A 21,149-nucleotide genomic window follows, 5' to 3' on the forward strand; every position below is an offset into this window, starting at 1 on the left:
CCACGCGAGTTTGGATTTTCGGAACTGCTTGCGGCGTGTGACGTATTCCTGGGCAACGACCTGAAGTGTTTGGCTGTGAAGGCCTAGAAGCTTGCCGGCACCCTTGGTATAAGGATGAAGATCGAAGGCCGACAGAAACTGTCCTCTCTCCCGAATGCTGCGATGACTGAGTTCATTCACAAAATTCCACACACTGTTAACAGCCGCGGCCTGACGGCGCAGCACATTAGCGTGTTTGTCCCGAACTCGGACTTTGAGGGTTTTGGTGAACTCAGTCATACTGTATATAATCACAGCGCTTTTGCTAAGACAAGACCTCTGTCGAGGTCACGCTATCCATCCCCACCCAAATGTTAGGGAAGTCGCTCCCGCTCCACTTGAATCAATTGGATGGGGTATTTCGCGACTACGTTGATAAAATATCGATTTCCCCACAAAAACCAGTCACAAATTCAACCGTGCAAGGCTTGTGGAAGTTGGCAAAAGGTTATAGATTGACTGAAAGCCTTTCTAGGCCAATATTTCACTGTTTTCCCGCACAAAAGGCCCTATTGGGAGCAAATTCTTTCTAAAGTTTAACTATTCGTACTTTCGCATCTTCCGCCAGGCTGATGTGTAGGGTGTGTTTTGCGCTTCTTACTGTTCGCTGAATCCGCTTTTTTAACGCCGGGTTCGGCGTTTTATCTCTGCATTGCTTTACACTTTTTATTTTCTGGAGATTACGATGTCCGAATTGCCAGCGATTCTGGTTGCTGAAGAAGATTTTAACCGCCTGTCTAGCATGATTGAAAAACAGGGTGACTCAGAAACCGCTGCGGCGCTGGATGAAGAGCTCAGCCGTTCAACCCTGGTGCCGCTGGCAGATATGCCCGACACAGTGGTTACCATGAACACGGCTGTGCGTTTTCAAGACGAAGACAGCAAAAAAGAGCATCAGTTAACCTTGGTCTACCCCCACGAAATGGGCGACGGCGAAGGTAAAATATCCATTCTGGCCCCGGCTGGCTCGGCGTTGCTGGGTTTGAGCGTGGGCGAATCCATCGAATGGCCTGTGCGCGGTCGCAAAAACCTGCACCTGAAAATCATTTCGGTCCAGCGCCAGAAATAAGCCTGCCCCGCGCCTTAGTAACCGGCGCCCCCGCTTATCGCCTAGGCTTTGTTGTGCAAGATGTCAGCAAACGCTTGGGCCGATGGCGACAAAGGGCGGTCACGGAATCGTAATTCACACAGTGACCGGCTCAACTGTTCAGCACCGGGTAGCGCCACTTCCTGTAACCGTTCTAGCTCCAGCAATTCGCTGATGACCACCCTGGGCAAGAGCGCAAAACCCATACCGTTGGTAACGCACCGGGCAATACCCTCGTTTGACGCTATCTGCAAGGTGGTTTTCGGTACAACGCCCAAGCTGACAAGTAGGCGATCGCACACCGAGCGCGTTCCAGACCCCACTTCCCGTTGAACCCAGCAGCCACTGTTCAGTCGCTCCAAGACGCCTTCGCCCTGCGTCCACTCCGTTCCTGCCACCAGCAATAAGCCTTCGTTACGCCAATGGCGGCTTTCAATCCAGGGGTCCTCCACATCGCCTTCAACGATCGCCAGATCCAACTGGCAATCCAACAGCCATTCACTGATTACCCGGGTGTTTGCTACGCGCACGTTCACTTTAATACCCGGATATCGGCGCGCAAATCCGGCAATCGCCGCCGGCAGCCAATAACCGGCCACGGTGGTGCTAGCGCCCAGTGTCAGGTTGCCAATGTGTGCGCCTACCCGGGCTTCTATGTCATCCACGGCGGCTTTTTCCAACGCAAAAATACCGCGAGCATGATCAAATACCGCGCTACCACCGGCGGTCAGTTGAAGTTTTTGGCCATGCTGGCTTTTGCGCGACTGAACACGATCGACCAGCGTCAGCCCCAGCTGACTTTCCAGCTGACGCACGCCCTGAGATACCGCAGGCTGGCTGATGTGCAAAACAGTCGCCGCGCCGGAAAAACTGCCTTCCTGCACCACCGTATAAAAAATCCTCATCAGATGCAGATTCAACACTATAACCTCAGCTTATAAGCGTTTAATAAGAGCATATTCGATCACGTCATAACGTGGGCGTAAAATAGTGCCATCTCAGCGCTATTCGGAGAACGCAGGTGAATACTGCAGAGCAACACGCAGCAACAGCAGACACAACAGACACAAAAGGTACAACAACAGACCCCCCCCAAAAGCAGATTGTGCCGGGCCTTGCGCTGGTAGCCGCACTGGCGGGCACCGCGTTTTTTCTGGCCCAACAATCCTGGTTTCAGAGTATGAGCATGGGCCCGCTTACGCTGGCGATTGTTCTCGGCATTGTGGCGGGCAATACGGTTCTGCGCAATCAACCCGCTATTCTGGCCGGTGGCATATTTTTGGCAAAGGGCTTGTTGCTAAGGCTTGGCATTATTCTTTACGGCTTTGGTATCACTTTTCAGCAAATCAGCGCGGTTGGCGTTAACGGTGTGTTATTGGACGCCACAATGATTGCCTCTACCTTTGCGCTGGCGCAGTTGATTGGCCGGCGCTGGATGAAGATGGAAAAAGAAACGACCATTTTAATCGGCGCAGGCGCTTCTATTTGTGGTGCGGCGGCGGTTTTGGCGACCGAGCCCGTGGTAAAAGGCAGAAGCGATCAGGTATCCGTCGCCGTCGCAACGGTGGTGATTTTTGGCACCATCAGCATGTTTCTTTACCCATTGATGTATCCGCTACTGGGTATGACAGAACACCAGTATGGTATTTACGTGGGCTCTACCATTCATGAGGTTGCGCAGGTGGTTGCTGCAGGCCAGGCAATCAGCACTGAAGCGGCTAACAGCGCCATCATAGAAAAAATGGTACGGGTAATGATGCTGGCGCCGTTCCTGCTTATTCTGGCCAACGTACGCCTGCCAAATCGTAAAACAAACGCCGGCGCTGGCAAAAAACAACGGCAGAAGCTGGTCATTCCCTGGTTTGCGGTTCTGTTCCTGGTGGCGGCTGCGGTTAACTCTGTGATTGCCATGCCCGCCATGGCCACTAACGCCATTCGCCATATCGACCTGTTCCTGCTATCCATGGCGATGACCGCACTGGGCTTGAGCACACAGGTATCTGCGATACGCCGTGCCGGGCTTCGCCCGCTGATACTGGCGGGCTGCCTGTTTGCCTTCCTGACCGTTGGCGGCTATATCCTAAACCGTTTGCTGATCGGCTAAGCCATCTCTGACCGGCTGATTTCAATCACGTTCTGGTTGATAGCATCAGACACGTTGCTTTGTTCGTTAGCTGCGCTTTCCATTCCTTGGTTCAGGCTGGTAATTTCGCGGGTAGCCTGGGCGATGATTTTCAGCTCGGCCTGTACCTTCAAAATGGCCTCTACCTGCTGGCTGGCGCGGTCTGACGCACCGCGCATGGTCGATAAACAACCCGTTACCTCTTCTTTCAGGCCGTTAATCGTGTCGCGAATGTCAGCCGTAGACACTTGAGTGCGCGACGCCAGAGCCCGCACTTCATCGGCAACCACGGAGAATCCGCGGCCGGCTTCGCCAGCTCGAGCTGCCTCGATGGCGGCGTTTAGCGCCAGCAGATTGGTTTGATCGGCAATATTGGAAATGGTCTCCAGCATCGTTGTCATTTTTGCAGTGCGCTGATTCAGAGCTTCGATACGCTGGGCACCGTTTTGAACCTCGGCATTTAACGCCTCAATGCCGCCGACCGCACTTTGCGCCAGCTCCTCGCCCAGCCCGGCCGCTTCGGCCGTAGCCGCCGATTTTCGCGTGGTGGTGATGGCATTTTCCCGCACCTGCAGCGCTGATGCCGCCATTTCCGTGGTCGCACTGGCCACCTGGTCGGTGTTGTCGCGTGGGACACCAAGCCAATTTCATCGTTGCGCACCACATCCAGCTCAAGGGTCAGATCCGAGTTACGGGATATTTCATCCATGCGGTCACCCAAGCGGCGCAAGCGCGAAAACACCAAGTGTCCCAACACCCATGCGGTAATCGCAAATACCCCCAATAAGAGGACCGCCTGAATGCCCGCGCTGGTCAGCGAAAACCAGCAGTTCAACGGTCTGCAAGACCTGGTGCACCGCTACGACTCGCTGCGCCGCAACGCCGGAGCCGTGTCAGTGGTCCCTGCCAACACAGCCCGGGATTACGCGTTGAGCTTCAACGCTAGGGCCTGATGTGGAATAAACTTACTCAAACGGCGACGGGTCGCCCTTGCCTACCCGTGTCACTTCCGGACTGCCACTGGTGAAATTAACCACCGTGGTGGCTTCCATGCCGCAGAAACCACCGTCAATAATCAAGTCCAGCTCGTGCTCAAGCACATCCCGAATGTCTTCCGGATCGGTCATTGGCTCGGTTTCGCCGGGCAGTATCAACGTGCTGCTCATAATGGGTTCGCCCAATTCTCCCAAAAGTGCCTGCACAACCGCGTTGTCAGGAACACGTACGCCAATGGTGCGGCGCTTGGGGTGCAACAAACGCCGTGGCACTTCGCTAGTGGCGTCCAGAATGAAGGTGTAAGCACCGGGCGTGTAGGTTTTCAGCATTCGGTAGGTGGTGTTGTCGACCTTGGCGTAAGTGCCAATGTCTGACAAATCCCTGCAAACCAAGGTGAAGTTGTGCTTGTCGTCCAGCTTGCGAATGCGTTTTATACGATCAGAAGCAGATTTATCACCCAAATGGCAGCCTAACGCATAGCCCGAGTCGGTCGGGTACGCAATAACGCCGCCTTTGCGAAGAATATCCACCGCCTGATTAATAAGGCGCTTTTGCGGATTATCCGGATGAATCTGAAAAAACTGACTCATGAATCAGCCCTCTTGTTGAAGCTTGCCCCGGGGTCGTTTTTTGAGCCGCCCAGGCAGTTTGGGGAATCGGGTGTGGATTGATTTTGCGCAGCCCATTCCTCAGGCGTGAAAGGGTGCATAGCCAACGCATGCACACCAGCGGCCAGCTCTGCAGCCAGCACTTGATAGATCGCCTGGTGGCGCTTCACCTTTGATTGCCCCACAAATGCCGGTGATACCAGGGTCACCTTGAAATGGGTTTCCGAATTGGGCGGCACGTTGTGCTTGTGGCTTTCGTTCTCGATCATCATCACCTGGGCATCAAAAGCCTGGCGCAACTTAGCCTCGATTGTTTTCTGCACGTCCATCACTCACTCACTTTTCGTTGCGTGTCTATCAACAGTCTACTATATATCAATCGCTAAACCCGACAACCTTGACAGCGTTGCGGCGAACCGCCACATTCGCAGCGAACACGGGTAGCGGGCCACTCTTAAATTCGATCTTAAATTCGCACTCCACGTCAGTTTTAGGCCAAACGGGAACACCATGCACCTTTATATCGCCGAAAAACCCAGCCTTGGCCGCGCCATCGCCGCTGCCCTGCCCCAGCCCCAACAAAAAGGCCAGGGCTGGATTCGCTGCGGCAGTGGCAGCAGTGCGGTTACGGTCAGCTGGTGTATCGGCCATTTGCTGGAGCCCGCCGAACCCGCCAGCTATAACCCGGCCTGGAAAAACTGGCGCGCCGACCAGCTGCCGATGTTCCCGGAAAAGTGGCAGCTCACTCCGAAAACCGGCGTTGCCGCCCAGCTTAAAGTACTGCAATCGCTGATTCGCAAAGCCAGCGAAATTACCCACGCCGGCGACCCGGACCGGGAAGGCCAGCTGCTGGTAGACGAGGTGATTCGCTATGTGGGCACGGATGCACCCGTAAGGCGCCTGCTGATTAACGATTTAACCCCGGCTGCGGTAGCAAAAGCACTCAAACAGACCCGCGATAACCGTGACTTCCTTCGGCTGTCGGATTCGGCCCTGGCACGCCAGCGCGCAGACTGGCTCTACGGCTTGAACCTGACCCGCTTTTACACTCTGCTCTATCAAACAAAAGGCCAACAACAAGGCCAGCAGGGCGTTTACTCCGTTGGCCGGGTGCAAACCCCGGTACTGGGCCTGGTGGTTAAGCGCGACCAGCACATTAAACAGTTTCAGCCCCAGGACTTTTTCCCGCTGGAAGCCCGTTTCCACGGCATGGAAGAAGACTCTGACACCCGCACTTTTAGCGCACGCTGGGTGCCAGGTGAAGATTACCAGCACCTGCTGGACAGCGAAAACCGCTTGCTGGACCGCAGCGCGGCGGAACAGGTCGCCGCCGCGGTTGAAGGGAGGCCCGGCAAAATCTGCGAATCCCGCTTTCGCGACCGCTCAGAACCGCCACCACTGCCCCTGTCGCTTTCGGCGTTGCAAATCGAAGCCGGTCGATTGTTCCGCATGGCCGCCAAAGAAGTGCTGGATACCGCGCAGAGCCTGTACGAACGCCACCAACTCATTACCTACCCACGGTCTGACAGCCGTTACCTACCGCTGGAACATTACAATCAACGCCAGCAGGTTATAAGCGCTGTCGGCAAGGTCGATATCAACCTTGCCGAAGCCTGCAACACAGCCGATTTGCAACGAAAAACCGCAGCCTGGAATGACAAAAAAGTGGACGCCCACCACGCCATTATTCCCACTAGCCGGAGTAGCGCGGGTGGTGCGCTGTCTGGAAAAGAAGCCCAGATCTACAATTTGATCAGCCGCTACTACTTGATGCAATTTGCAGCAGATGCCATCCATCGCGAGGGCAAATTGGGAGTAAAGTTAGGCGACCACCTGTTCCGCACCTCAGAAACCGCTGTTTTACAGCCCGGCTGGAAAGCGCTTGAACTGAAATTGCGCGACGCCAAAGCCAAACCCGAAAAACCCGCACTGCCTCGGCTGGGCACCGGCGATCCGGTGCTGTGCGACGGCACCCAGGTGTTGCAGCAACAAACCCAACCCCCCAAACACTTTACTGACGCGACGCTGCTGGCAGCAATGACCAACATCGCGCGCTTTGTTGACGACCCGGAACTGCGAAAAACGCTGCGCGAGACGGATGGACTGGGCACCGAAGCTACCCGCGCCGCTATTCTGGAAACCCTGTTCAAACGCGACTACCTGTTTCGCGATGGCCGCCACATCCGCGCCAGCGATAAGGGTAAAAGCTTGATAAACGCGCTGCCAGACTCTGTCAGCAAACCCGACCGCACCGCCGTTTGGGAAGCCACATTGGAAGCTATTCAGCGCGGCGAAGCGCAGCCGCAACAGTTTCTGGATTCCCTGAAACAAGAAATTCAGGGATTTGTTGGTTGCCCGGCACCCCTAGCTCCTGACGCGGCCGAGGTAGCAACCAACCCGGATGCCCCGCATTGCCCCAAGTGCCGCGCCGGCATGGTTGAGCGCAAGGGCAAATTCGGTGCCTTTTACGCCTGCAGCCGCTACCCGGGTTGCAAAGGCACCCGCCCGTTGGAAGACCACAGCCCGGAAGATGGTAGCAGCCAAAAACCGGTTCCCTGCCCATTCTGTTTTTCGCCCCTGGTCAGGCGCAAAAGTAAAAAAGGTTGGTTTTGGGGCTGCAGTTCTTTCCCTGCCTGCCGTCAAACAGTGAACGATTTAAACGGGAAACCCGACCTGCCGGCAAAAACGGTTATATAATGAAATGGAACCCGATGCCGGATTTTGCGACACTGATGTAGAGCTCACGAGCGTTAGAACAAATAAAGCCGGACGACCGCACGCTGAACAGCCACTTACTTGTTGCAGGAGAGCCAGATGCGCATTGCGCTGCTTGAGGATGAGCCGGAGCAATCCCAGCATGTACAGGGCATTATTTGCGGACGCGGTGACCCGAGACTGGCTAAACATTACAACAAAGTACACTGCTGATCCGCTTTTTCACCTTATGCACCACTTTTCCGTCATTCGATTACATTATAAAAAAAATAGTGTATATATGATGTTAGGCAGTCCTTAAAAAATACGGCCAAATTGTCATCATTGTTGGCTGTAGCCAAAGAAACCAAAAAAATGACGAAGACAATTTGGCAATTCGCTAAAACTGAGCCCGCATAGGCTCGGAGCTGGAATCCGGCATACCGATCATTTCGTCAGTTCCGGTCGGCGGAATCAAGTCAAAATCCGACACAATAAAATCACGCATTGCTTCACGTGCTGCGCTGGCACCTGAAAACAACATCACTTTGTCCTGATCATTCACCAGAACATAGCCCGAGCCCCCCTTGTCAAAGCGGACCATGTAATACCGACCCTCCATGGACACGATCTTTACCAGGCTGATGGGTTCGTGCTTGCGGGATTTCAAATCGCTAAGTGTCATGTGCATTGGATTTATTCTCGCATTAGGTGTTTTAAATCTTACGCCAAGTTGTGATGTGCAGATCATTCGGCAGCCTGATAATAGTGATAGCATGCTAATCTAAGCAATCGGTTGAGTAACCATTGTCGTAAACTTGATGATTGGCTTTAGTTTTCGAGCGATTAACAGCCGCATTCCCAATCATTCATTTCTGGAAAGCACAATGTCTAAACATAATCGCCTATCCGCAATAATTCCGATAACATCCGACGCTAGGTCCGATGTTCGAAAGCTGGGTGGCATTCTCATAGACGCCGGACCTGCCGCACTGTCAACCATAAATTTACGCGTTGGTATGCTGGTGACGCACGCTCCCTTAAATCCAAAAATGATTTTGGAAAACCGCCGCATGGTCACCGAAAAACTCGCTGCGCTCTGGGACACAGGGCTAGAGGTGCAAATGGCGTGGTTAGATATGCTATCCGGCGGCCACACGCCTTGGTGGACAACCAGCTTGCGCATCCTTGAACCCCTTCATAAACGTGCTATCGATAACTCAAAACGCCTTTCTTGAGAAAGCTGAGGCAGGCTCAACTAGACCGATTGCTGCTCTCATCCAGCTTGGACCTGCTCCCGATATAACGCTCTGCCCAAGGCCTGGAAGTAGTTTTCAAACGCTTCGTTGATAGCCTCTCTGTGCTGGCCCCTTGGGTACAGCCCCGCCTTTGCCTCATCCGAATAAACAGTGCCACTTACCAGAAAACTATTGCTGGGCCTGCTGTCTTCAACAAAGGCTTCAAAGGCCCGCGCGCAGAGCTCCTCCGGCCGAGCGTAATACAGCGCCTTCAGTTTCTTATCTGCTTGTTGCGAGCACTGAAACTGATCACTGGGTTCAGTGCCGCTCTCGTTCAGTAAAATGGTGCTAAAGCAGTGTCCCAAACGTTTGTTTAATGGATGTTGTTTCTGTTTTTTGCTGTCAAGCCATGCACCAGACGCAAAGCCATGCTTGACCGGGTCGTGGAAGGCCTTGTTGCCCATATAGTGGTCGAAAGCATGAAACCACTCATGGGCCAGGCTACCCGCGCCGGCATTTTTGGCCAGCGCCAGTTGCCGTGTCGCCGGAATATAGTGTGCAGCCACACCAGGGCGCCCACCAATGCCGTACTGGAGGCTAAGCGTGCTCCGTAACGAAATCAGCAGCTCTGGACTCTTGAGGATTGTCATCAAATCGCACAGCGCCTGGTAGAAGCGCACTGCCGCAAAATCACGCTCTTCTGGCGTAACCCAACGACCGACTTCAATACTGCGAAAATCAAACTGGCGTCTGATCGTGACGAAAGATGTCGCGGTAGCGGTCATCATGATTTTCACCGATTACTGTTTATTTATACAGTATTCTGAAGTGAAATTGCGGATGGGTCAAATCTGCAAACGAAAAACCAGTGAAGGTCGTGTTCGACCAAAGTCACTTTCAATTACCAATTTGGTCTTGTGTACAAAACCACCCTGCCTGAATAGCAGCGGCTCGTTCGTCGCATGAAGCCCGTGGCGCAAATCAGCACGGGCACTGCGTTATTTCGCAGACAACAGACTCGTCAGCAATGCCCACAAACGGTTGGGTTTTACCGGCTTGTTTAAAATCGGTAACCCCTGCGCCCGCATCAGCGTGCGCAGTTCATCGCCCCGATCTGCGGTAATCAGGGCCGCTGGCACAGGCGTGCCCAATAGCTTCCGTATCGCTGAAATGGCCTGCCAGCCTGTTTTTTTATCATCCAGGTGGTAATCGGCGAGCAGCGCCGCGGGAACGTTGTTTGTCTGCCGCAGGTACTCCAAAGCCTGATGTTCGTCAGGACTGGCGATTACCAAACAGCCCCAGCGCTCCAGCAACAGCTTCATACTCGCAAGTATGGCCGGCTCATTATCAATCACCATTACCCAAATGCCAGCGAAGCCGTGAACAAAGCTGGGCACAATTTCAGTGGCCGGCAACGCGGCTCGACGGGCTGACTGCATGTCCACCGGCAGCACCAGCGCAAACCGCGAACCTCTGCCCGGCCGCGAAACCACGTCTATCGATGGGCAACAAACGCGCGCTGTGGCAAGGCAGCGCTGGTAAAATATTCCAGCGTAATCGCCAGACCATGTTCCACATCGCGACGGGCTTCCGACAGGCGTTTGCGGAAATAGCTATAACCGACCTCGTCAATCCACGGGTAGTGCTGGGGCCAACTGTCCAGGCGGGACTGGTGGATTTCCGGCGCAAACAGCTCAGTCAGCGAAGAACAGGCCGCTTCTTGCCAGGTCGCGCGGCGGGCAAAGTTCAGGTAGGCGTCGACCGCAAAACGCACGCCGGGCAGCACGTGGCGCTGGTCGATCACTTCTTCCCGAGTCAGCCCCACGGCTTCCGCCAGGCACAGCCAGGCTTCAATGCCGCCCACATCACCGTCGTGACCATCGTGGTCAAGAATGCGCTGAACCCATTGCTTGCGCACGCTGGCGTCGGGGCAATTGGCCATAATGGTCGCGTCTTTACGCGGGATCATCACCTGATAATAATAGCGGTAGGCCTTCGCGCAGGGTCAGCAGGCCGGTTGTGTGGTCCACCTGGCTGTCGATCAACAGTACGGCTGCAATACCGGTGTCGCGCAGCGCACGCGCCGGCTGCATGGCAGGAAACGACGCCAGCTGGGCACGAATATCGGGGGAGGCGTTAAAGAGAATCCAGCGTTCGCCGTCTTCACTAACCGCGATGGATGACTGGGTGCGTGCGTGGGCGTTAACAATGCCTTTTCGCAAACCGTCGCAATTCGCACAATTGCAGTTCCACTGGGGGAAACCGCCGCCTGCCGCTGAACCAAGAACCTGAATATACATAAGCAGAAGCTCCGGAAGTAAAACAGCCAGCGCCGGGCAAGCCGAAGGAGCCCCTTTCATCACCAATCGGGGACAGATTTCAAATCTGTCCCCTATCTTCTTCGTTTACCGTTCGATGTGCTGATATTCACCGGTATCAGCCGTCATGCTGCTTACAGCCATGATCGCAATCCAGGAAGCGATAAAGCCAGGAATGATCGCGTAAACACCCGGACCCCCCATGAACTCACTACCCCAGCCCAGTGAAATCCAGACCATAACAGTAACCGCACCCACAACCAGACCAGCGATGGCACCGGCACCGTTAGTGCGCGACCACATCAGCGACAGCAGAATCAGCGGACCAAACGCGGCACCGAAGCCTGCCCAGGCGTTACTGACCAGCCCCAAAACCTGAGAGTCGGGATCAGATGCAATAAACGCGGCAACCAGGCCAACCAGAACCACACAAACACGACCAACGTTCACGCACTCGCGATCAGTTGCGTCTTTGCGCAGGAACAGGCGATAGAAGTCTTCCGTCAAAGAAGACGAGGACACCAGAAGCTGACTGGAAATGGTACTCATAACCGCAGCCAACAGCGCAGCATAGAGGAAACCCGTAATCAGCGGGTGGAACAACAGATCAGACAAGATGATAAAGATGGTTTCCGGATCATCAATCGCCATACCGGTGCGCACCGCATAGGCCCGACCAAAGATACCCAGAGAGATGGCACCAATCAGCGAAATCGCCATCCAGCCCATACCGATGTTACGGGCAACCGGAACTTCTTTAAGGGTACGAATAGCCATAAAGCGCACGATGATATGAGGTTGACCAAAATAACCCAGGCCCCAGGTAACCGCAGAAAGCCATCCGATAAAGGTCAGCCCCTCTGTCCAGGACAAGAGCGTCGGGTCGATTTCATTCAAGGTCTGAGCCGCCTGCGCATAACCGCCGCCGCCTTCACCAAACAGCACAACCGCCGGCATAAGAACCAGCGCCAACATCATGATGACGCCCTGAACAAAGTCCGTCATGCTCACTGCTAGAAAACCACCAATAACCGTGTACACCAGTACCACGCCCAGTGTGATGATAATACCCACGGCGTAGTCGCCCAGGCCACCGAAGTTGAAGATTCCGGAAAACGCACTTTCGAACAGCTTACCGCCAGCAACCAGGCCAGACGCGGTGTAAACGGCAAAGAAGATAACGATGACGATTGCCGACACTGTGCGCAATGACAGCGCCTGAGTCGGGAACCGATTTGCCAGAAAGGACGGAATGGTAATGGCATTACCATAATGGACCGTTTGTTCGCGCAGTCGGGGCGCAACTAGCGTCCAGTTGACGAACGCGCCCACAAACAGGCCAATACCGATCCAGGCTGAGGCCAAACCAGATACGTACAACGCACCCGGAAGACCCAGAAGTAACCATCCGCTCATGTCCGAAGCGCCAGCCGAAAGGGCCGCCACTTTTGGACTAAGCGATCGCCCACCCAACATGTAATCTTCGGATGAGGACGTAGATGTGCGCATCGCATAAATGCCGATAGCAATCATGAGCGCAAAATAACCAATTAGACTGATCCAAACGCCAATAGCCATGAAACTCCTCCAGTTCAAATAGGACGGAATCAACTCCGACCGTTCGGCGCATTCACCCGGTAAATTCAGATGGTCGCACCGTTTGTTTTTTTAAATTTTCTTTGTTTTCGCCTGATAAAGCTCGACTACTTACAACGTATGCCTCGACATCACAACACTTACTGCCTCCCAACCGTTTCATTTCGTTTAATTTCATTTCGTTTCGTGCTCTTTCCATTCCCTACTGACTTAAGAGCATCTCACCCCTCAAACCTTTTCAATACCCAGCGACAGCAATGATGCATTACCGCCTACCGCTGTGGTGTTAATCGTGCGAGTACGTTCGGTAGCGAAACGTAACACGTAGTGTGGGCCACCCGCTTTCGGGCCCGTGCCAGACAACCCGCGCCCACCAAATGGTTGCACCCCAACCACCGCACCAATTTGATTACGGTTAACGTAGCAATTGCCCACTTTTACCCGGCGTTCGATGTAGGCGGCGGTGGACTCGCTGCGGCTGTGAATACCCAGCGTGAGGCCGTAACCGGTGGCGTTGATTTCGTCGATAACCTTGTCGAGCTGTTCTGCCTCATAGCGCACCAGGTGCAAAATGGGACCGAAATGCTCACCATCCAAATCATTAATACTGCTAATGCCGTAGGCAGACGGAGCTACAAAATAACCTGTAGAACAATCGCTTGGCAACTCACTACGGCCAATAAACCGAGCGTTAGCTTCAAGATTGGCCAAGTGTTTCTCAAGATTCTCTTTAGCTTCCTGGTCAATCACCGGACCCACGTCAGTGCTGTGGCTTTACGGGTTGCCGACCACCAGCTCATTCATAGCGCCCGCCAAAAGGGTTTCCATGCGATCGGCTACGTCTTGTTGAACGTAAAGAACCCGCAATGCTGAACAGCACTGACCCGCACTGGCGAACGCAGACTGCACCACGTCGCGCACAACCTGTTCCGGTAAGGCGCTGCTGTCAACAATCATCGCGTTCTGGCCGCCGGTTTCGGCAATCAACGGCACAATAGCACCAGTGCGTTCCGCCAGCGTGCGGTTCAACACCCGTGCAACCTGGGTCGAACCGGTAAAGCAGACGCCGGCGATGCGCGAATCCGGCGTCAGCACTTTACCGAGTCTGGCGCCGTCGCCCGGCAGGAACTGCAGCACATTGGCCGGGAAACCGGCTTCCAGCATCAGCTCCATACCCCGCATGGCCACCAGGCTGGTCTGCTCTGCGGGTTTTGCAATCACGGTGTTACCCGCTACCAGGGCAGCCATAATCTGGCCGGTGTAAATAGCCAGCGGAAAGTTCCAGGGGCTGATGCACAGGAAAACGCCGCGGCCTTCCATGTACAGCTCGTTACTTTCGCCGGTGGGCCCTGGCAGTGCGATGGCTTTGGCAAAGCGGGCACGGCCATCGTTGGCGTAGTAGCGGCAGAAATCGACGGCTTCACGCACTTCGTCAATACCGTCCTGCATGGTTTTTCCAGCTTCCTGGCAGCACAGAGCCATCAGCTCTTCCATGTGCTTTTCCATCAGGTTCGCGAACTTTTCAAGGCACAGAGCGCGCACTTCCGTTTTATCGCCGTCGCTGCGGCGCTCGCCAAAAATATCCATAGGCCCAGGAATGCGACTGCTCGCCAGCGAGTCGTATTTCTGCAGTTCCTGCACCGGGTTTTGCACCAGGTCTTCAATCGGCGTACCGGCATCGACCAAGCGATGTACGAACGAGGAGTTGGCACCATTTTCCAGCAACCGGCGAACCAGATACGGCAGTAGATCTTTATGGGCACCCACCGGGGCATAGATACGAACCGGAATGTCGTGTTCTTGAAGAATGCTGTTGTACAGGGCGTCACCCATACCGTGCAGGCGCTGGAACTCAATTTTACGATTGCGCTTCTTGGCCATAGCCAGAACCGCCGCAACCGTGTGTGCGTTATGACTCGCAAGCTGTGGGTGCAGAGCTGACAGCTTGATGGAAATCGACGGCCGCGGGGCGTTATTTTGCGGATAAGGATCGTTGCCTACCGCCTCAATCGCCTGTAAATAATCTTTCAGGTAGCGGTCAGCATCATCTTGCGTCATCGCGGCTTCGCCGAGCATGTCGAAGGAATAGCTGTAACCCATCTTGCGGTAATCACGAGCCTGTTTCAGGGCTTCGTTGATGTCACGGCCCAATACAAACTGCTTGCCCATAATGGCCATGGCTTGGTTCATGGCGCTGCGAATCACCGGCTCGCCGCTGCGTTTAACCAAGCGATTCCAGACGTTCGACGGTGAACCATCGAGGCGCTTGTCCATCTTCACCACACGGCCGGTCAGCATCAGGCCCCAAGTGGAGGCGTTAACCAGTGTCGATTCACTGCGCCCAACGTGTTTTTCCAGTCAGCGCTCAACATTTTGTCTCTGATCAGCGCCTTTCGGGATTCACTCGTGTGCACGGAGAATCCGCGTACCACCAAAGTAAAGCAGTCATCGCGCAAAGATTCAAAGACTGACTATATTTTGAAACAAGCGTTTCACATCGGCACTTACCCTCACCAGCGGTTGGCCGGCGTCAACAATGTGATAACGCTGAGGGTCGCGACGGGCACGCTGCAAATAGATCGCGCGAATACGGGCGAAGAATTCAACGGTTTCCTGTTCAAAGCGGTCCAGCTCTCCACGCTTGCGGGCGCGAGCCATGCCGGTTTCCACCGGCGCATCCAGCAGCACAATATGGTCAGGGCGAAGCTCGCCCTGCACCAGCGTTTCCAGCAACTCTATACGCGCGGCGGGCGTGCCGCGGCCACCGCCCTGGTAGGCGAAGGTTGCGTCGGTAAAACGGTCACACAGCACCCACTGCCCGGCGGTTAGCGCCGGCAGTATGCGCGTATGCAGGTGCTGGGCACGGGCGGCGAACATCAGTAGCAGCTCGGTCAGCTCATGCACCGGTTCATCCCGCGGCGCCAGAAGGAGCTCACGAATCGCCTCGGCCATAGGTGTACCGCCGGGCTCGCGGGTGACCAGAACGTTTATACCCACAGCGCGCAAGCTGGCCGCGGCAGTGGCCAACTGGGTGGACTTCCCCATCCCTTCGGTGCCTTCAAAGGTTATAAAACGGCCCCGCTGACTCATGGCTGTTTTTCCTGTCCTTCCTGTGGCGCCGGTTGTGCGGAACTGCTCTCGGTGGTGTCCTCCTTGGGCACAACGGGCGCTGGCGACGACCGGTAATCACTACGCCGGTTCAGCTGGAACTGCCGAACCGCCCGCTGGTGTTGAGCCAGAGTATTGGAAAACGTGTGCGTGCCATCACCGCGAGCCACGAAAAACAGCGTTTTACCGTCAGCGGGGTGCAGGGCTGCGTGAATGGCTTCGCGACCGGCCAGGGCGATGGGCGTGGGCGGCAGGCCGTCAATTCGGTACGTGTTGTAAGGCGTGTGCGTCTGCAGATCTTTGCGGGTAATACGGCCTTTGTACTGCTCGCCCATGCCGTAAATCACCGTTGGGTCGGTTTGCAGGCGCATGCCCTTGTGCATGCGCCGCACAAACACGCCGGCTACCTGCTCACGCTCGTGCGCTGCGCCGGTTTCACGCTCGACAATAGACGCCATAACCAGGGCTTCGTAAGGCGTGTTGTAGGGCAAATCCGCGGCCCGGGCAGCCCACTCTTCCGCCAGCACGCTCTGCATACGGTCGAACGAGCGCTGCAGCACATCAAGGTCGGAGTTGCTGCTGATAAACAGATAGGTATCGGGAAAAAACCAACCTTCGGGATGCTCGTCTTCGGCACCTACCGCCGTCATGATTTCAGCGTTGCTCCAGTCTGCTGTTTTTTGTTGCAGGCGCGGAGCCGCTGCCAGCGCCTTACGCACATCGGCAAAGGTCCAGCCTTCGATGAATTGCAGCGCCCAGTGCTTGGTGTCGCCGTCAATCATCATTTGCAGCATGTTTTCCGGGCTTTGGCCGTCTATAAATTCATACTCACCGGCCTTAACCAGGGTTTGCTGCGGATGCAGCCTGCCGTATACCCGCAACCACAGGCTATCGGGCACCAGGTTCTGTTGCTCCAACTGCCGGGCAACCTGGCTAAAAGCGGTACCCTGGGGTACGGCGAACAATTGCGGCTGTTCCAGCTGGCCTGGCACATCCAGAGTTTTCAGGCCTTGGGACACCCACAGCGCCGTCCCGGCCGCTATCAGCAGCGCCGCTCCCAGCATCATTAGAATTAATTTATTCAACAAGGACAGTTTTTTAAACAAGGAATCTATTCCAGAGTGGTCAGCAGGTCACAGATTGTCGCAAGTCCGCCGGTGACAGGCAAATGAGCATTAGCCAATTGATAAACCGGCACCACACCCAGCACGCTACTGAGCAAATACAGACCTTCGCAGGCCGGCACCCTAAGGTCAGCCAGCCTGAGCGAACGCTCCAATACCGGTTCACCGCGGCGGCGCAGGCAATCAAGCACCCACTGGCGCATCACACCGTCTACCGCCAGAGCCGTTGCCGGCGGCGTTATCCATCCGGCCGTGGTTTTTACCAGTACATTGGTTCTGGTGCCCTCTACCAGGCAATCATTGTGGTCACACATGATTAACTCGAAAACCCCATCGGTCAGTTCACGAGCCGCCATCACCTGCTCCAGGCGATTCAGGGTTTTCATACCGGCCAGCTGCGGGTTAACCGTTAACCTTTGCCGTGCAATATCCGCGACCACCCCCGTTGCCGGAGGCAGTGGCGGCAAAGGCCCGGCACTGATCAGCAACTGCGGGCGACTGTTACTGTCTGGGCGATAGCCGCGCCCGCCCGGGCCACGGCTAAGAATCAGCTTCAGCACCCAGCCACCTTTCCCGGGCCAGCCGTCTTTCCCGGAATAGGCGTCAGATTTTTCGCCAAAACCCGGAGCATAGCGTTCCGCCGCCAATTGGCAGGCGCGGCTCAGGGCATCGTGGCCAACCGTGATACCCAGGCGTTCGGCATCGGCCAGCAGTCGGCGCTGGTGGCGGCCCAGCAGTGCGCCACGCCGACCCTGCATGCGAATGGTTTCAAACAGTCCGTCACCATAGGCCAGCCCGCGGTCATTCGCTGCCAGCCCGCCCTCTTCCGCCCACACAACATTCACCACCTTCCCGCTCCCACTTTCGATTCCTTCTCTTTTCCCGCTTCCGCTTTCGAGCCGATTTTTGCCAATAAAAAAGCCGCGCCTTGAGTTACCAAGGGCGGCTTTTTTATTGCCTACAGAACGTCAGCGTATCAGGTATGCGATACGATGTAGTCGATGGCATTCTGAACGCTGGCCAGTTTTTCGGCTTCTTCGTCAGGAATTTCAGTTTCAAATTCCTCTTCCAACGCCATAACCAGCTCAACGGTGTCCAGTGAGTCAGCGCCCAAATCTTCAACAAAAGAAGATGAGTTCTGAACTTCGGACTCTTTAACGCCCAACTGCTCACAAACAATCTTCTTAACGCGCTCTTCAACTGTACTCATAATGTCCTCACTTTGTGTGTCAACCAAGCAACCAATTGCTGCTAGTTTAGTGTATAGCCTAACTGCAAACAAGCAGCGGCTGTTGGTAACCAATTGTGCGCCAAGGGTTTACCGCACATGCCCGCCTGCGGGCTTAACCCATGTACATACCGCCGTTTACGTGAATGGTTTCACCCGTCACATAGGCAGCTGCATTCGATGCCAGAAACGCGACAACTGCCGCGACTTCTTCCGGCTCACCCAAACGACCCGCGGGAATAACGTTCAGCATAGCGTCACGCTGACCGTCGTCCAGTTTACGGGTCATATCAGTATCAATAAACCCTGGAGCCACACAGTTGGCGGTAATTCCACGGGCAGACATTTCTTTTGCCAGGCTCCTGGTAAAACCTTCTACACCGGCCTTGGCCGCGCAGTAGTTACCTTGGCCCGCGTTACCCATGCTGGCAACCACCGAGCTGATATTAATCACCCGGCCCCAGCGCGCTTTTGCCATACCGCGCAGTACCGCTTTACTGGTGCGGTATACGCTGGTCAGGTTGGTTTCCAGCACATCGGCCCAGTCATCATCTTTTAAACGTAGTAGAAGGTTATCACGGGTAATGCCGGCGTTATTGACCAGAATCAGCGGAGCGCCAGATTTTTCAGCGATCGTTTTCAGACCGTTTTCAATGCTCTTCGGGTCGGCAACGTTCATCACCAAACCGTAGCCTTTGAAGCCACCGGCCTGCAATTCGGCGCTGATCGATTCAGCACCTGCGGTGGTGGTGGCGGTACCGATCACTTCGGCACCCTGCTCTGCCAAAGCCCGGGCTACGGCTTTACCAATTCCCCGGGTAGCACCGGTAACCAGTGCAACTTTGCCTTCCAGAGACATGCAATGCTTCCTTATTCAGTATTCAGTGCGAATTTATAGTTGAATAATCAACAGATTCAGCCTGTTTTCAGGCTTTAGGAAACGCTGCCAGTGCTTTTTTCAAGTTGGCTTCGTCTTCAATATGGTAGACCGCCAAATCGCGATCTATACGTTTGATCAGCCCTGCCAGTACTTTTCCGCTGCCGCATTCAACGGCCACTTCTACACCATTATCAACCAGAGTGCGCACCGAATCGGTCCAGAGTACTGGCGAATACAGCTGTTGCAAAAGGTTTGACTTAAGCTTGGCGGAATCTGTCTCAGCCGCGGCGTTAACATTTTGTATAACAGGTACACGGGCGTCGCTGAACCTTACCGCGTCTAAAGCGTCTGCCAGCTCTTCAGCCGCGCCTTTCATCAGCGCGCAATGTGATGGCACACTGACCGGAAGCACCATCGCTTTGCGCGCGCCTTTCTCTTTACAGGCTTCAATCGCGCGATCGACAGCGGCGGTATTACCGGCAATCACCACCTGGCCCGGAGCGTTAAAATTCACCGCCGATACCACATGCCCTTGAGCCGCACTGGCACAAGCCGCAATCACGTCGGCGGATTCCAGGCCAAGAATAGCAGCCATTTTACCTTCACCGGCGGGCACCGCTTCTTGCATAAGTTCACCGCGCAGCCGCACCAGCTTAACGGCTTCCACAAAATCCAGGCTCTCGGCGGCGACCAGTGCGCTGTATTCACCTAAGCTGTGGCCGGCGAAAAAGTCCGGCAGAACACCACCTTCTACACACCACTGGCGCCACAGAGCCACGCTCGCTGTTAGTAACGCAGGCTGGGTAATCATGGTCTGATTCAGCTCTTCAACCGGGCCTTTCTGGCACAACTGCCACAGGTCATAACCCAACACATTAGACGCATCGTCAAAGGTCTTGTTAATAATGGGCCAGGTCTCAGCGGCTGCAGACAACATGCCGATAGACTGAGAACCCTGGCCGGGGGAAATAAAGGCTGATTTCATAGGGCGAATCTTATCGTCTTTAAAGGTTTGCGGGAGTTAGCCAATAGTACATGCCAGCACAGGTACTGCGCACCCCGATCATAACAGGATTTCATCAAGTCGTTCGTTAATGCGCCGGGGTACCTCGCACTCAACCTCACGCACTGCCAGGCGGACCGCTGCCAACACAGCACGCTCATTCGCATTACCGTGGCTTTTAACCACCACCCCCTGCAGACCAAGCAAGCTCGCTCCGTTATGACGCGCCGGATCAATTAGCCGCAACAGTTTCCGCAGCAGCGGCTTGGCCAGCAAGCCCACAAAACGCCCATACAGCGAGCGCGTGAACGCCTGCTCCAACAGCTCAATTAACAGCCCGGCCACACCTTCGCCGGTTTTCAGAGCGATATTACCCACAAAACCGTCGCACACCACTACATCGGCAACATCACGGAACAGATCGCTGCCCTCCACGTAGCCAATGTAGTTAATAGTATCGCTCTGGGCCAGTAAGTGGGATGCAAGGCGCACCTGTTCATTGCCTTTGATCTCTTCTTCACCCACGTTCAAAAGTGCCACACGGGGTTCAGACTTACCGGCTACAGCGGTGGCCAACAAAGACCCCATAAGCGCGTACTGGTAAAGATTTTCAGCGCTGGCATCCACGTTGGCGCCCAGGTCCAGCACGTGGCAGCGACCCCTTAACGACGGTATGAGTTTAGCGATCGCGGGGCGCTCGATACCCGGATACATGCGAATGATACTGCGCCCAAAACCCATCAGAGCTCCGGTGTTGCCGGCACTAACGCAACCGCCGGCTTTGCCCTCGGCAACCAGGCGCACAGCCACCGCCATCGACGAATTTCGCCTGTGGCGCAGGGCGAACGACGGGCGATCATTCATTCCCACCACGTCGGCCGCTTCCTCAATACGGATGCGGCTGTGACCCTGTGGCGCGCTCTTTAACAACAAAGCCTCGAGCTCGCTCCGGATTCCCACCAGAATGATGCTCAAGGCTTTATTTTCGTGCACTGCCTGAACCGTCGCCGAAACAGTCACCGCAGGCCCACGATCACCGCTCATGGCGTCAATCGCAATTGTGACAGGCTTCACCGTGTGTGTTTCAGACATAGATCAAAGCCATTCC

19 protein-coding genes and 5 pseudogenes are annotated in these 21,149 nt (G+C 55.1%); 5 read left to right on the plus strand and 19 right to left on the minus strand.

What is annotated here, in order from left to right:
* Window positions 1–279 (minus strand): annotated as a pseudogene (locus tag A3OI_RS19445) (RNA-guided endonuclease InsQ/TnpB family protein); the annotation flags it as partial.
* A 445-nt stretch (window positions 280–724) separates the two neighbouring features.
* Here A3OI_RS19445 and rnk point away from each other — a divergent pair.
* Window positions 725–1,108, plus strand: a complete 384-nt coding sequence (rnk, locus tag A3OI_RS0105615) for a nucleoside diphosphate kinase regulator (RefSeq protein WP_018403333.1) — start codon at window positions 725–727, stop codon at window positions 1,106–1,108.
* A 41-nt stretch (window positions 1,109–1,149) separates the two neighbouring features.
* Here the strand turns inward: rnk and A3OI_RS0105620 are convergent, their stop codons facing one another.
* The gene (locus A3OI_RS0105620) at window positions 1,150–2,049 is read right to left on the minus strand and encodes a LysR family transcriptional regulator (protein ID WP_228702904.1); all 900 of its coding nucleotides are present in this window, start codon (window positions 2,047–2,049) and stop codon (window positions 1,150–1,152) included.
* 98 nt (window positions 2,050–2,147) lie between these two features.
* Between A3OI_RS0105620 and A3OI_RS0105625 the strand changes: the two genes are divergently transcribed.
* Window positions 2,148–3,230 carry a YeiH family protein gene (locus A3OI_RS0105625; RefSeq protein ID WP_018403335.1) on the plus strand — a complete coding sequence of 361 codons (1,083 nt, stop codon included), beginning with the start codon at window positions 2,148–2,150 and terminating at the stop codon, window positions 3,228–3,230.
* 8 nt (window positions 3,231–3,238) lie between these two features.
* Here the strand turns inward: A3OI_RS0105625 and A3OI_RS23360 are convergent.
* Window positions 3,239–4,065, minus strand: a pseudogene (locus A3OI_RS23360) (methyl-accepting chemotaxis protein); the annotation flags it as partial.
* On the opposite strand from A3OI_RS23360, the gene A3OI_RS22620 reads away from it, so the two are divergent.
* The gene (locus A3OI_RS22620; protein WP_018403337.1) at window positions 4,049–4,201 is read left to right on the plus strand and encodes a hypothetical protein; all 153 of its coding nucleotides are present in this window, start codon (window positions 4,049–4,051) and stop codon (window positions 4,199–4,201) included. The pseudogene A3OI_RS23360 and the gene A3OI_RS22620 overlap by 17 nt on opposite strands.
* A 12-nt stretch (window positions 4,202–4,213) precedes the next feature.
* Here A3OI_RS22620 and A3OI_RS0105640 read toward each other — a convergent pair whose 3' ends face one another.
* A complete protein-coding gene (locus A3OI_RS0105640; protein WP_018403338.1) occupies window positions 4,214–4,834 on the minus strand; it encodes an L-threonylcarbamoyladenylate synthase in 621 nt (206 codons plus the stop codon).
* Window positions 4,831–5,181 carry a BolA family protein gene (locus A3OI_RS0105645; protein WP_007349724.1) on the minus strand — a complete coding sequence of 117 codons (351 nt, stop codon included), beginning with the start codon at window positions 5,179–5,181 and terminating at the stop codon, window positions 4,831–4,833. Before A3OI_RS0105645 ends, A3OI_RS0105640 begins: the two co-directional genes overlap by 4 nt.
* Before the next feature lie 181 nt (window positions 5,182–5,362).
* Between A3OI_RS0105645 and A3OI_RS0105650 the strand changes: the two genes are divergently transcribed.
* A complete protein-coding gene (locus tag A3OI_RS0105650; RefSeq protein ID WP_018403339.1) occupies window positions 5,363–7,549 on the plus strand; it encodes a DNA topoisomerase III in 2,187 nt (728 codons plus the stop codon).
* A gap of 397 nt (window positions 7,550–7,946) precedes the next feature.
* Here A3OI_RS0105650 and A3OI_RS0105660 read toward each other — a convergent pair whose 3' ends face one another.
* A complete protein-coding gene (locus tag A3OI_RS0105660) occupies window positions 7,947–8,237 on the minus strand; it encodes a DUF6482 family protein (RefSeq protein WP_018403341.1) in 291 nt (96 codons plus the stop codon).
* Between the two features lie 196 nt (window positions 8,238–8,433).
* Here A3OI_RS0105660 and A3OI_RS0105665 point away from each other — a divergent pair, with 196 nt between their 5' ends.
* Window positions 8,434–8,784, plus strand: coding sequence for a hypothetical protein (locus A3OI_RS0105665; protein WP_018403342.1), 351 nt, complete (start codon window positions 8,434–8,436; stop codon window positions 8,782–8,784).
* A gap of 38 nt (window positions 8,785–8,822) precedes the next feature.
* Here the strand turns inward: A3OI_RS0105665 and A3OI_RS0105670 are convergent, their stop codons facing one another.
* The 13 genes and pseudogenes from A3OI_RS0105670 to plsX form a co-directional block, all read right to left on the minus strand.
* On the minus strand, window positions 8,823–9,572 hold the full coding sequence (locus A3OI_RS0105670; protein WP_018403343.1) for a CLCA_X family protein: 750 nt from the start codon (window positions 9,570–9,572) through the stop codon (window positions 8,823–8,825).
* Between the two features lie 210 nt (window positions 9,573–9,782).
* On the minus strand, window positions 9,783–10,223 hold the full coding sequence (locus A3OI_RS0105675; RefSeq protein WP_228702909.1) for a response regulator: 441 nt from the start codon (window positions 10,221–10,223) through the stop codon (window positions 9,783–9,785).
* Window positions 10,224–10,297: 74 nt separating this feature from the next.
* Window positions 10,298–10,777 (minus strand): annotated as a pseudogene (pqqC, locus tag A3OI_RS19455) (pyrroloquinoline-quinone synthase PqqC); the annotation flags it as partial.
* Window positions 10,770–11,084: pseudogene (locus A3OI_RS0105685) on the minus strand (MBL fold metallo-hydrolase); the annotation flags it as partial. The pseudogenes pqqC and A3OI_RS0105685, both read right to left, overlap by 8 nt.
* Window positions 11,085–11,189: 105 nt before the next feature.
* A complete protein-coding gene (putP, locus tag A3OI_RS0105690) occupies window positions 11,190–12,680 on the minus strand; it encodes a sodium/proline symporter PutP (protein ID WP_018403347.1) in 1,491 nt (496 codons plus the stop codon).
* A 246-nt stretch (window positions 12,681–12,926) separates the two neighbouring features.
* Window positions 12,927–14,996 (minus strand): annotated as a pseudogene (gene putA, locus A3OI_RS19460) (bifunctional proline dehydrogenase/L-glutamate gamma-semialdehyde dehydrogenase PutA).
* A gap of 162 nt (window positions 14,997–15,158) precedes the next feature.
* Complete coding sequence (gene tmk, locus A3OI_RS0105700) at window positions 15,159–15,788, minus strand: dTMP kinase (protein ID WP_018403350.1); 630 nt, start codon at window positions 15,786–15,788, stop codon at window positions 15,159–15,161.
* Window positions 15,785–16,912: an endolytic transglycosylase MltG gene (mltG, locus tag A3OI_RS0105705; RefSeq protein WP_018403351.1), complete on the minus strand. Its 1,128-nt coding sequence runs from the start codon at window positions 16,910–16,912 to the stop codon at window positions 15,785–15,787. Before mltG ends, tmk begins: the two co-directional genes overlap by 4 nt.
* A gap of 5 nt (window positions 16,913–16,917) precedes the next feature.
* Window positions 16,918–17,778: an aminotransferase class IV gene (locus tag A3OI_RS0105710; protein ID WP_026224023.1), complete on the minus strand. Its 861-nt coding sequence runs from the start codon at window positions 17,776–17,778 to the stop codon at window positions 16,918–16,920.
* Window positions 17,779–17,906: 128 nt separating this feature from the next.
* Window positions 17,907–18,140, minus strand: a complete 234-nt coding sequence (acpP, locus tag A3OI_RS0105715; RefSeq protein ID WP_014871749.1) for an acyl carrier protein — start codon at window positions 18,138–18,140, stop codon at window positions 17,907–17,909.
* 133 nt (window positions 18,141–18,273) lie between these two features.
* Complete coding sequence (gene fabG, locus A3OI_RS0105720; protein ID WP_018403353.1) at window positions 18,274–19,017, minus strand: 3-oxoacyl-ACP reductase FabG; 744 nt, start codon at window positions 19,015–19,017, stop codon at window positions 18,274–18,276.
* A 67-nt stretch (window positions 19,018–19,084) separates the two neighbouring features.
* The gene (gene fabD / locus A3OI_RS0105725; RefSeq protein ID WP_018403354.1) at window positions 19,085–20,023 is read right to left on the minus strand and encodes an ACP S-malonyltransferase; all 939 of its coding nucleotides are present in this window, start codon (window positions 20,021–20,023) and stop codon (window positions 19,085–19,087) included.
* A 78-nt stretch (window positions 20,024–20,101) separates the two neighbouring features.
* Complete coding sequence (gene plsX, locus A3OI_RS0105730) at window positions 20,102–21,133, minus strand: phosphate acyltransferase PlsX (RefSeq protein WP_018403355.1); 1,032 nt, start codon at window positions 21,131–21,133, stop codon at window positions 20,102–20,104.
* Window positions 21,134–21,149: the final 16 nt, after the last annotated feature.

Source organism: Marinobacter gelidimuriae, assembly GCF_000372805.1.
GTDB classification, from domain to species: domain Bacteria; phylum Pseudomonadota; class Gammaproteobacteria; order Pseudomonadales; family Oleiphilaceae; genus Marinobacter; species Marinobacter gelidimuriae.

What these genes read in the sequence shown, in the direction of transcription:
- rnk (WP_018403333.1), top strand. Translation starts at nt 725, where the DNA reads ATGTCCGAATTGCCAGCGATTCTGGTTGCTGAAGAAGATTTTAACCGC.
- A3OI_RS22620 (WP_018403337.1), top strand. Translation starts at nt 4,049, where the DNA reads ATGCCCGCGCTGGTCAGCGAAAACCAGCAGTTCAACGGTCTGCAAGAC.
- A3OI_RS0105640 (WP_018403338.1), bottom strand. Translation starts at nt 4,834, where the DNA reads ATGAGTCAGTTTTTTCAGATTCATCCGGATAATCCGCAAAAGCGCCTT.
- A3OI_RS0105645 (WP_007349724.1), bottom strand. Translation starts at nt 5,181, where the DNA reads ATGGACGTGCAGAAAACAATCGAGGCTAAGTTGCGCCAGGCTTTTGAT.
- A3OI_RS0105650 (WP_018403339.1), top strand. Translation starts at nt 5,363, where the DNA reads ATGCACCTTTATATCGCCGAAAAACCCAGCCTTGGCCGCGCCATCGCC.
- A3OI_RS0105660 (WP_018403341.1), bottom strand. Translation starts at nt 8,237, where the DNA reads ATGCACATGACACTTAGCGATTTGAAATCCCGCAAGCACGAACCCATC.
- A3OI_RS0105665 (WP_018403342.1), top strand. Translation starts at nt 8,434, where the DNA reads ATGTCTAAACATAATCGCCTATCCGCAATAATTCCGATAACATCCGAC.
- A3OI_RS0105670 (WP_018403343.1), bottom strand. Translation starts at nt 9,572, where the DNA reads ATGATGACCGCTACCGCGACATCTTTCGTCACGATCAGACGCCAGTTT.
- A3OI_RS0105675 (WP_228702909.1), bottom strand. Translation starts at nt 10,223, where the DNA reads ATGCAGTCAGCCCGTCGAGCCGCGTTGCCGGCCACTGAAATTGTGCCC.
- putP (WP_018403347.1), bottom strand. Translation starts at nt 12,680, where the DNA reads ATGGCTATTGGCGTTTGGATCAGTCTAATTGGTTATTTTGCGCTCATG.
- tmk (WP_018403350.1), bottom strand. Translation starts at nt 15,788, where the DNA reads ATGAGTCAGCGGGGCCGTTTTATAACCTTTGAAGGCACCGAAGGGATG.
- acpP (WP_014871749.1), bottom strand. Translation starts at nt 18,140, where the DNA reads ATGAGTACAGTTGAAGAGCGCGTTAAGAAGATTGTTTGTGAGCAGTTG.
- fabG (WP_018403353.1), bottom strand. Translation starts at nt 19,017, where the DNA reads ATGTCTCTGGAAGGCAAAGTTGCACTGGTTACCGGTGCTACCCGGGGA.
- fabD (WP_018403354.1), bottom strand. Translation starts at nt 20,023, where the DNA reads ATGAAATCAGCCTTTATTTCCCCCGGCCAGGGTTCTCAGTCTATCGGC.
- plsX (WP_018403355.1), bottom strand. Translation starts at nt 21,133, where the DNA reads ATGTCTGAAACACACACGGTGAAGCCTGTCACAATTGCGATTGACGCC.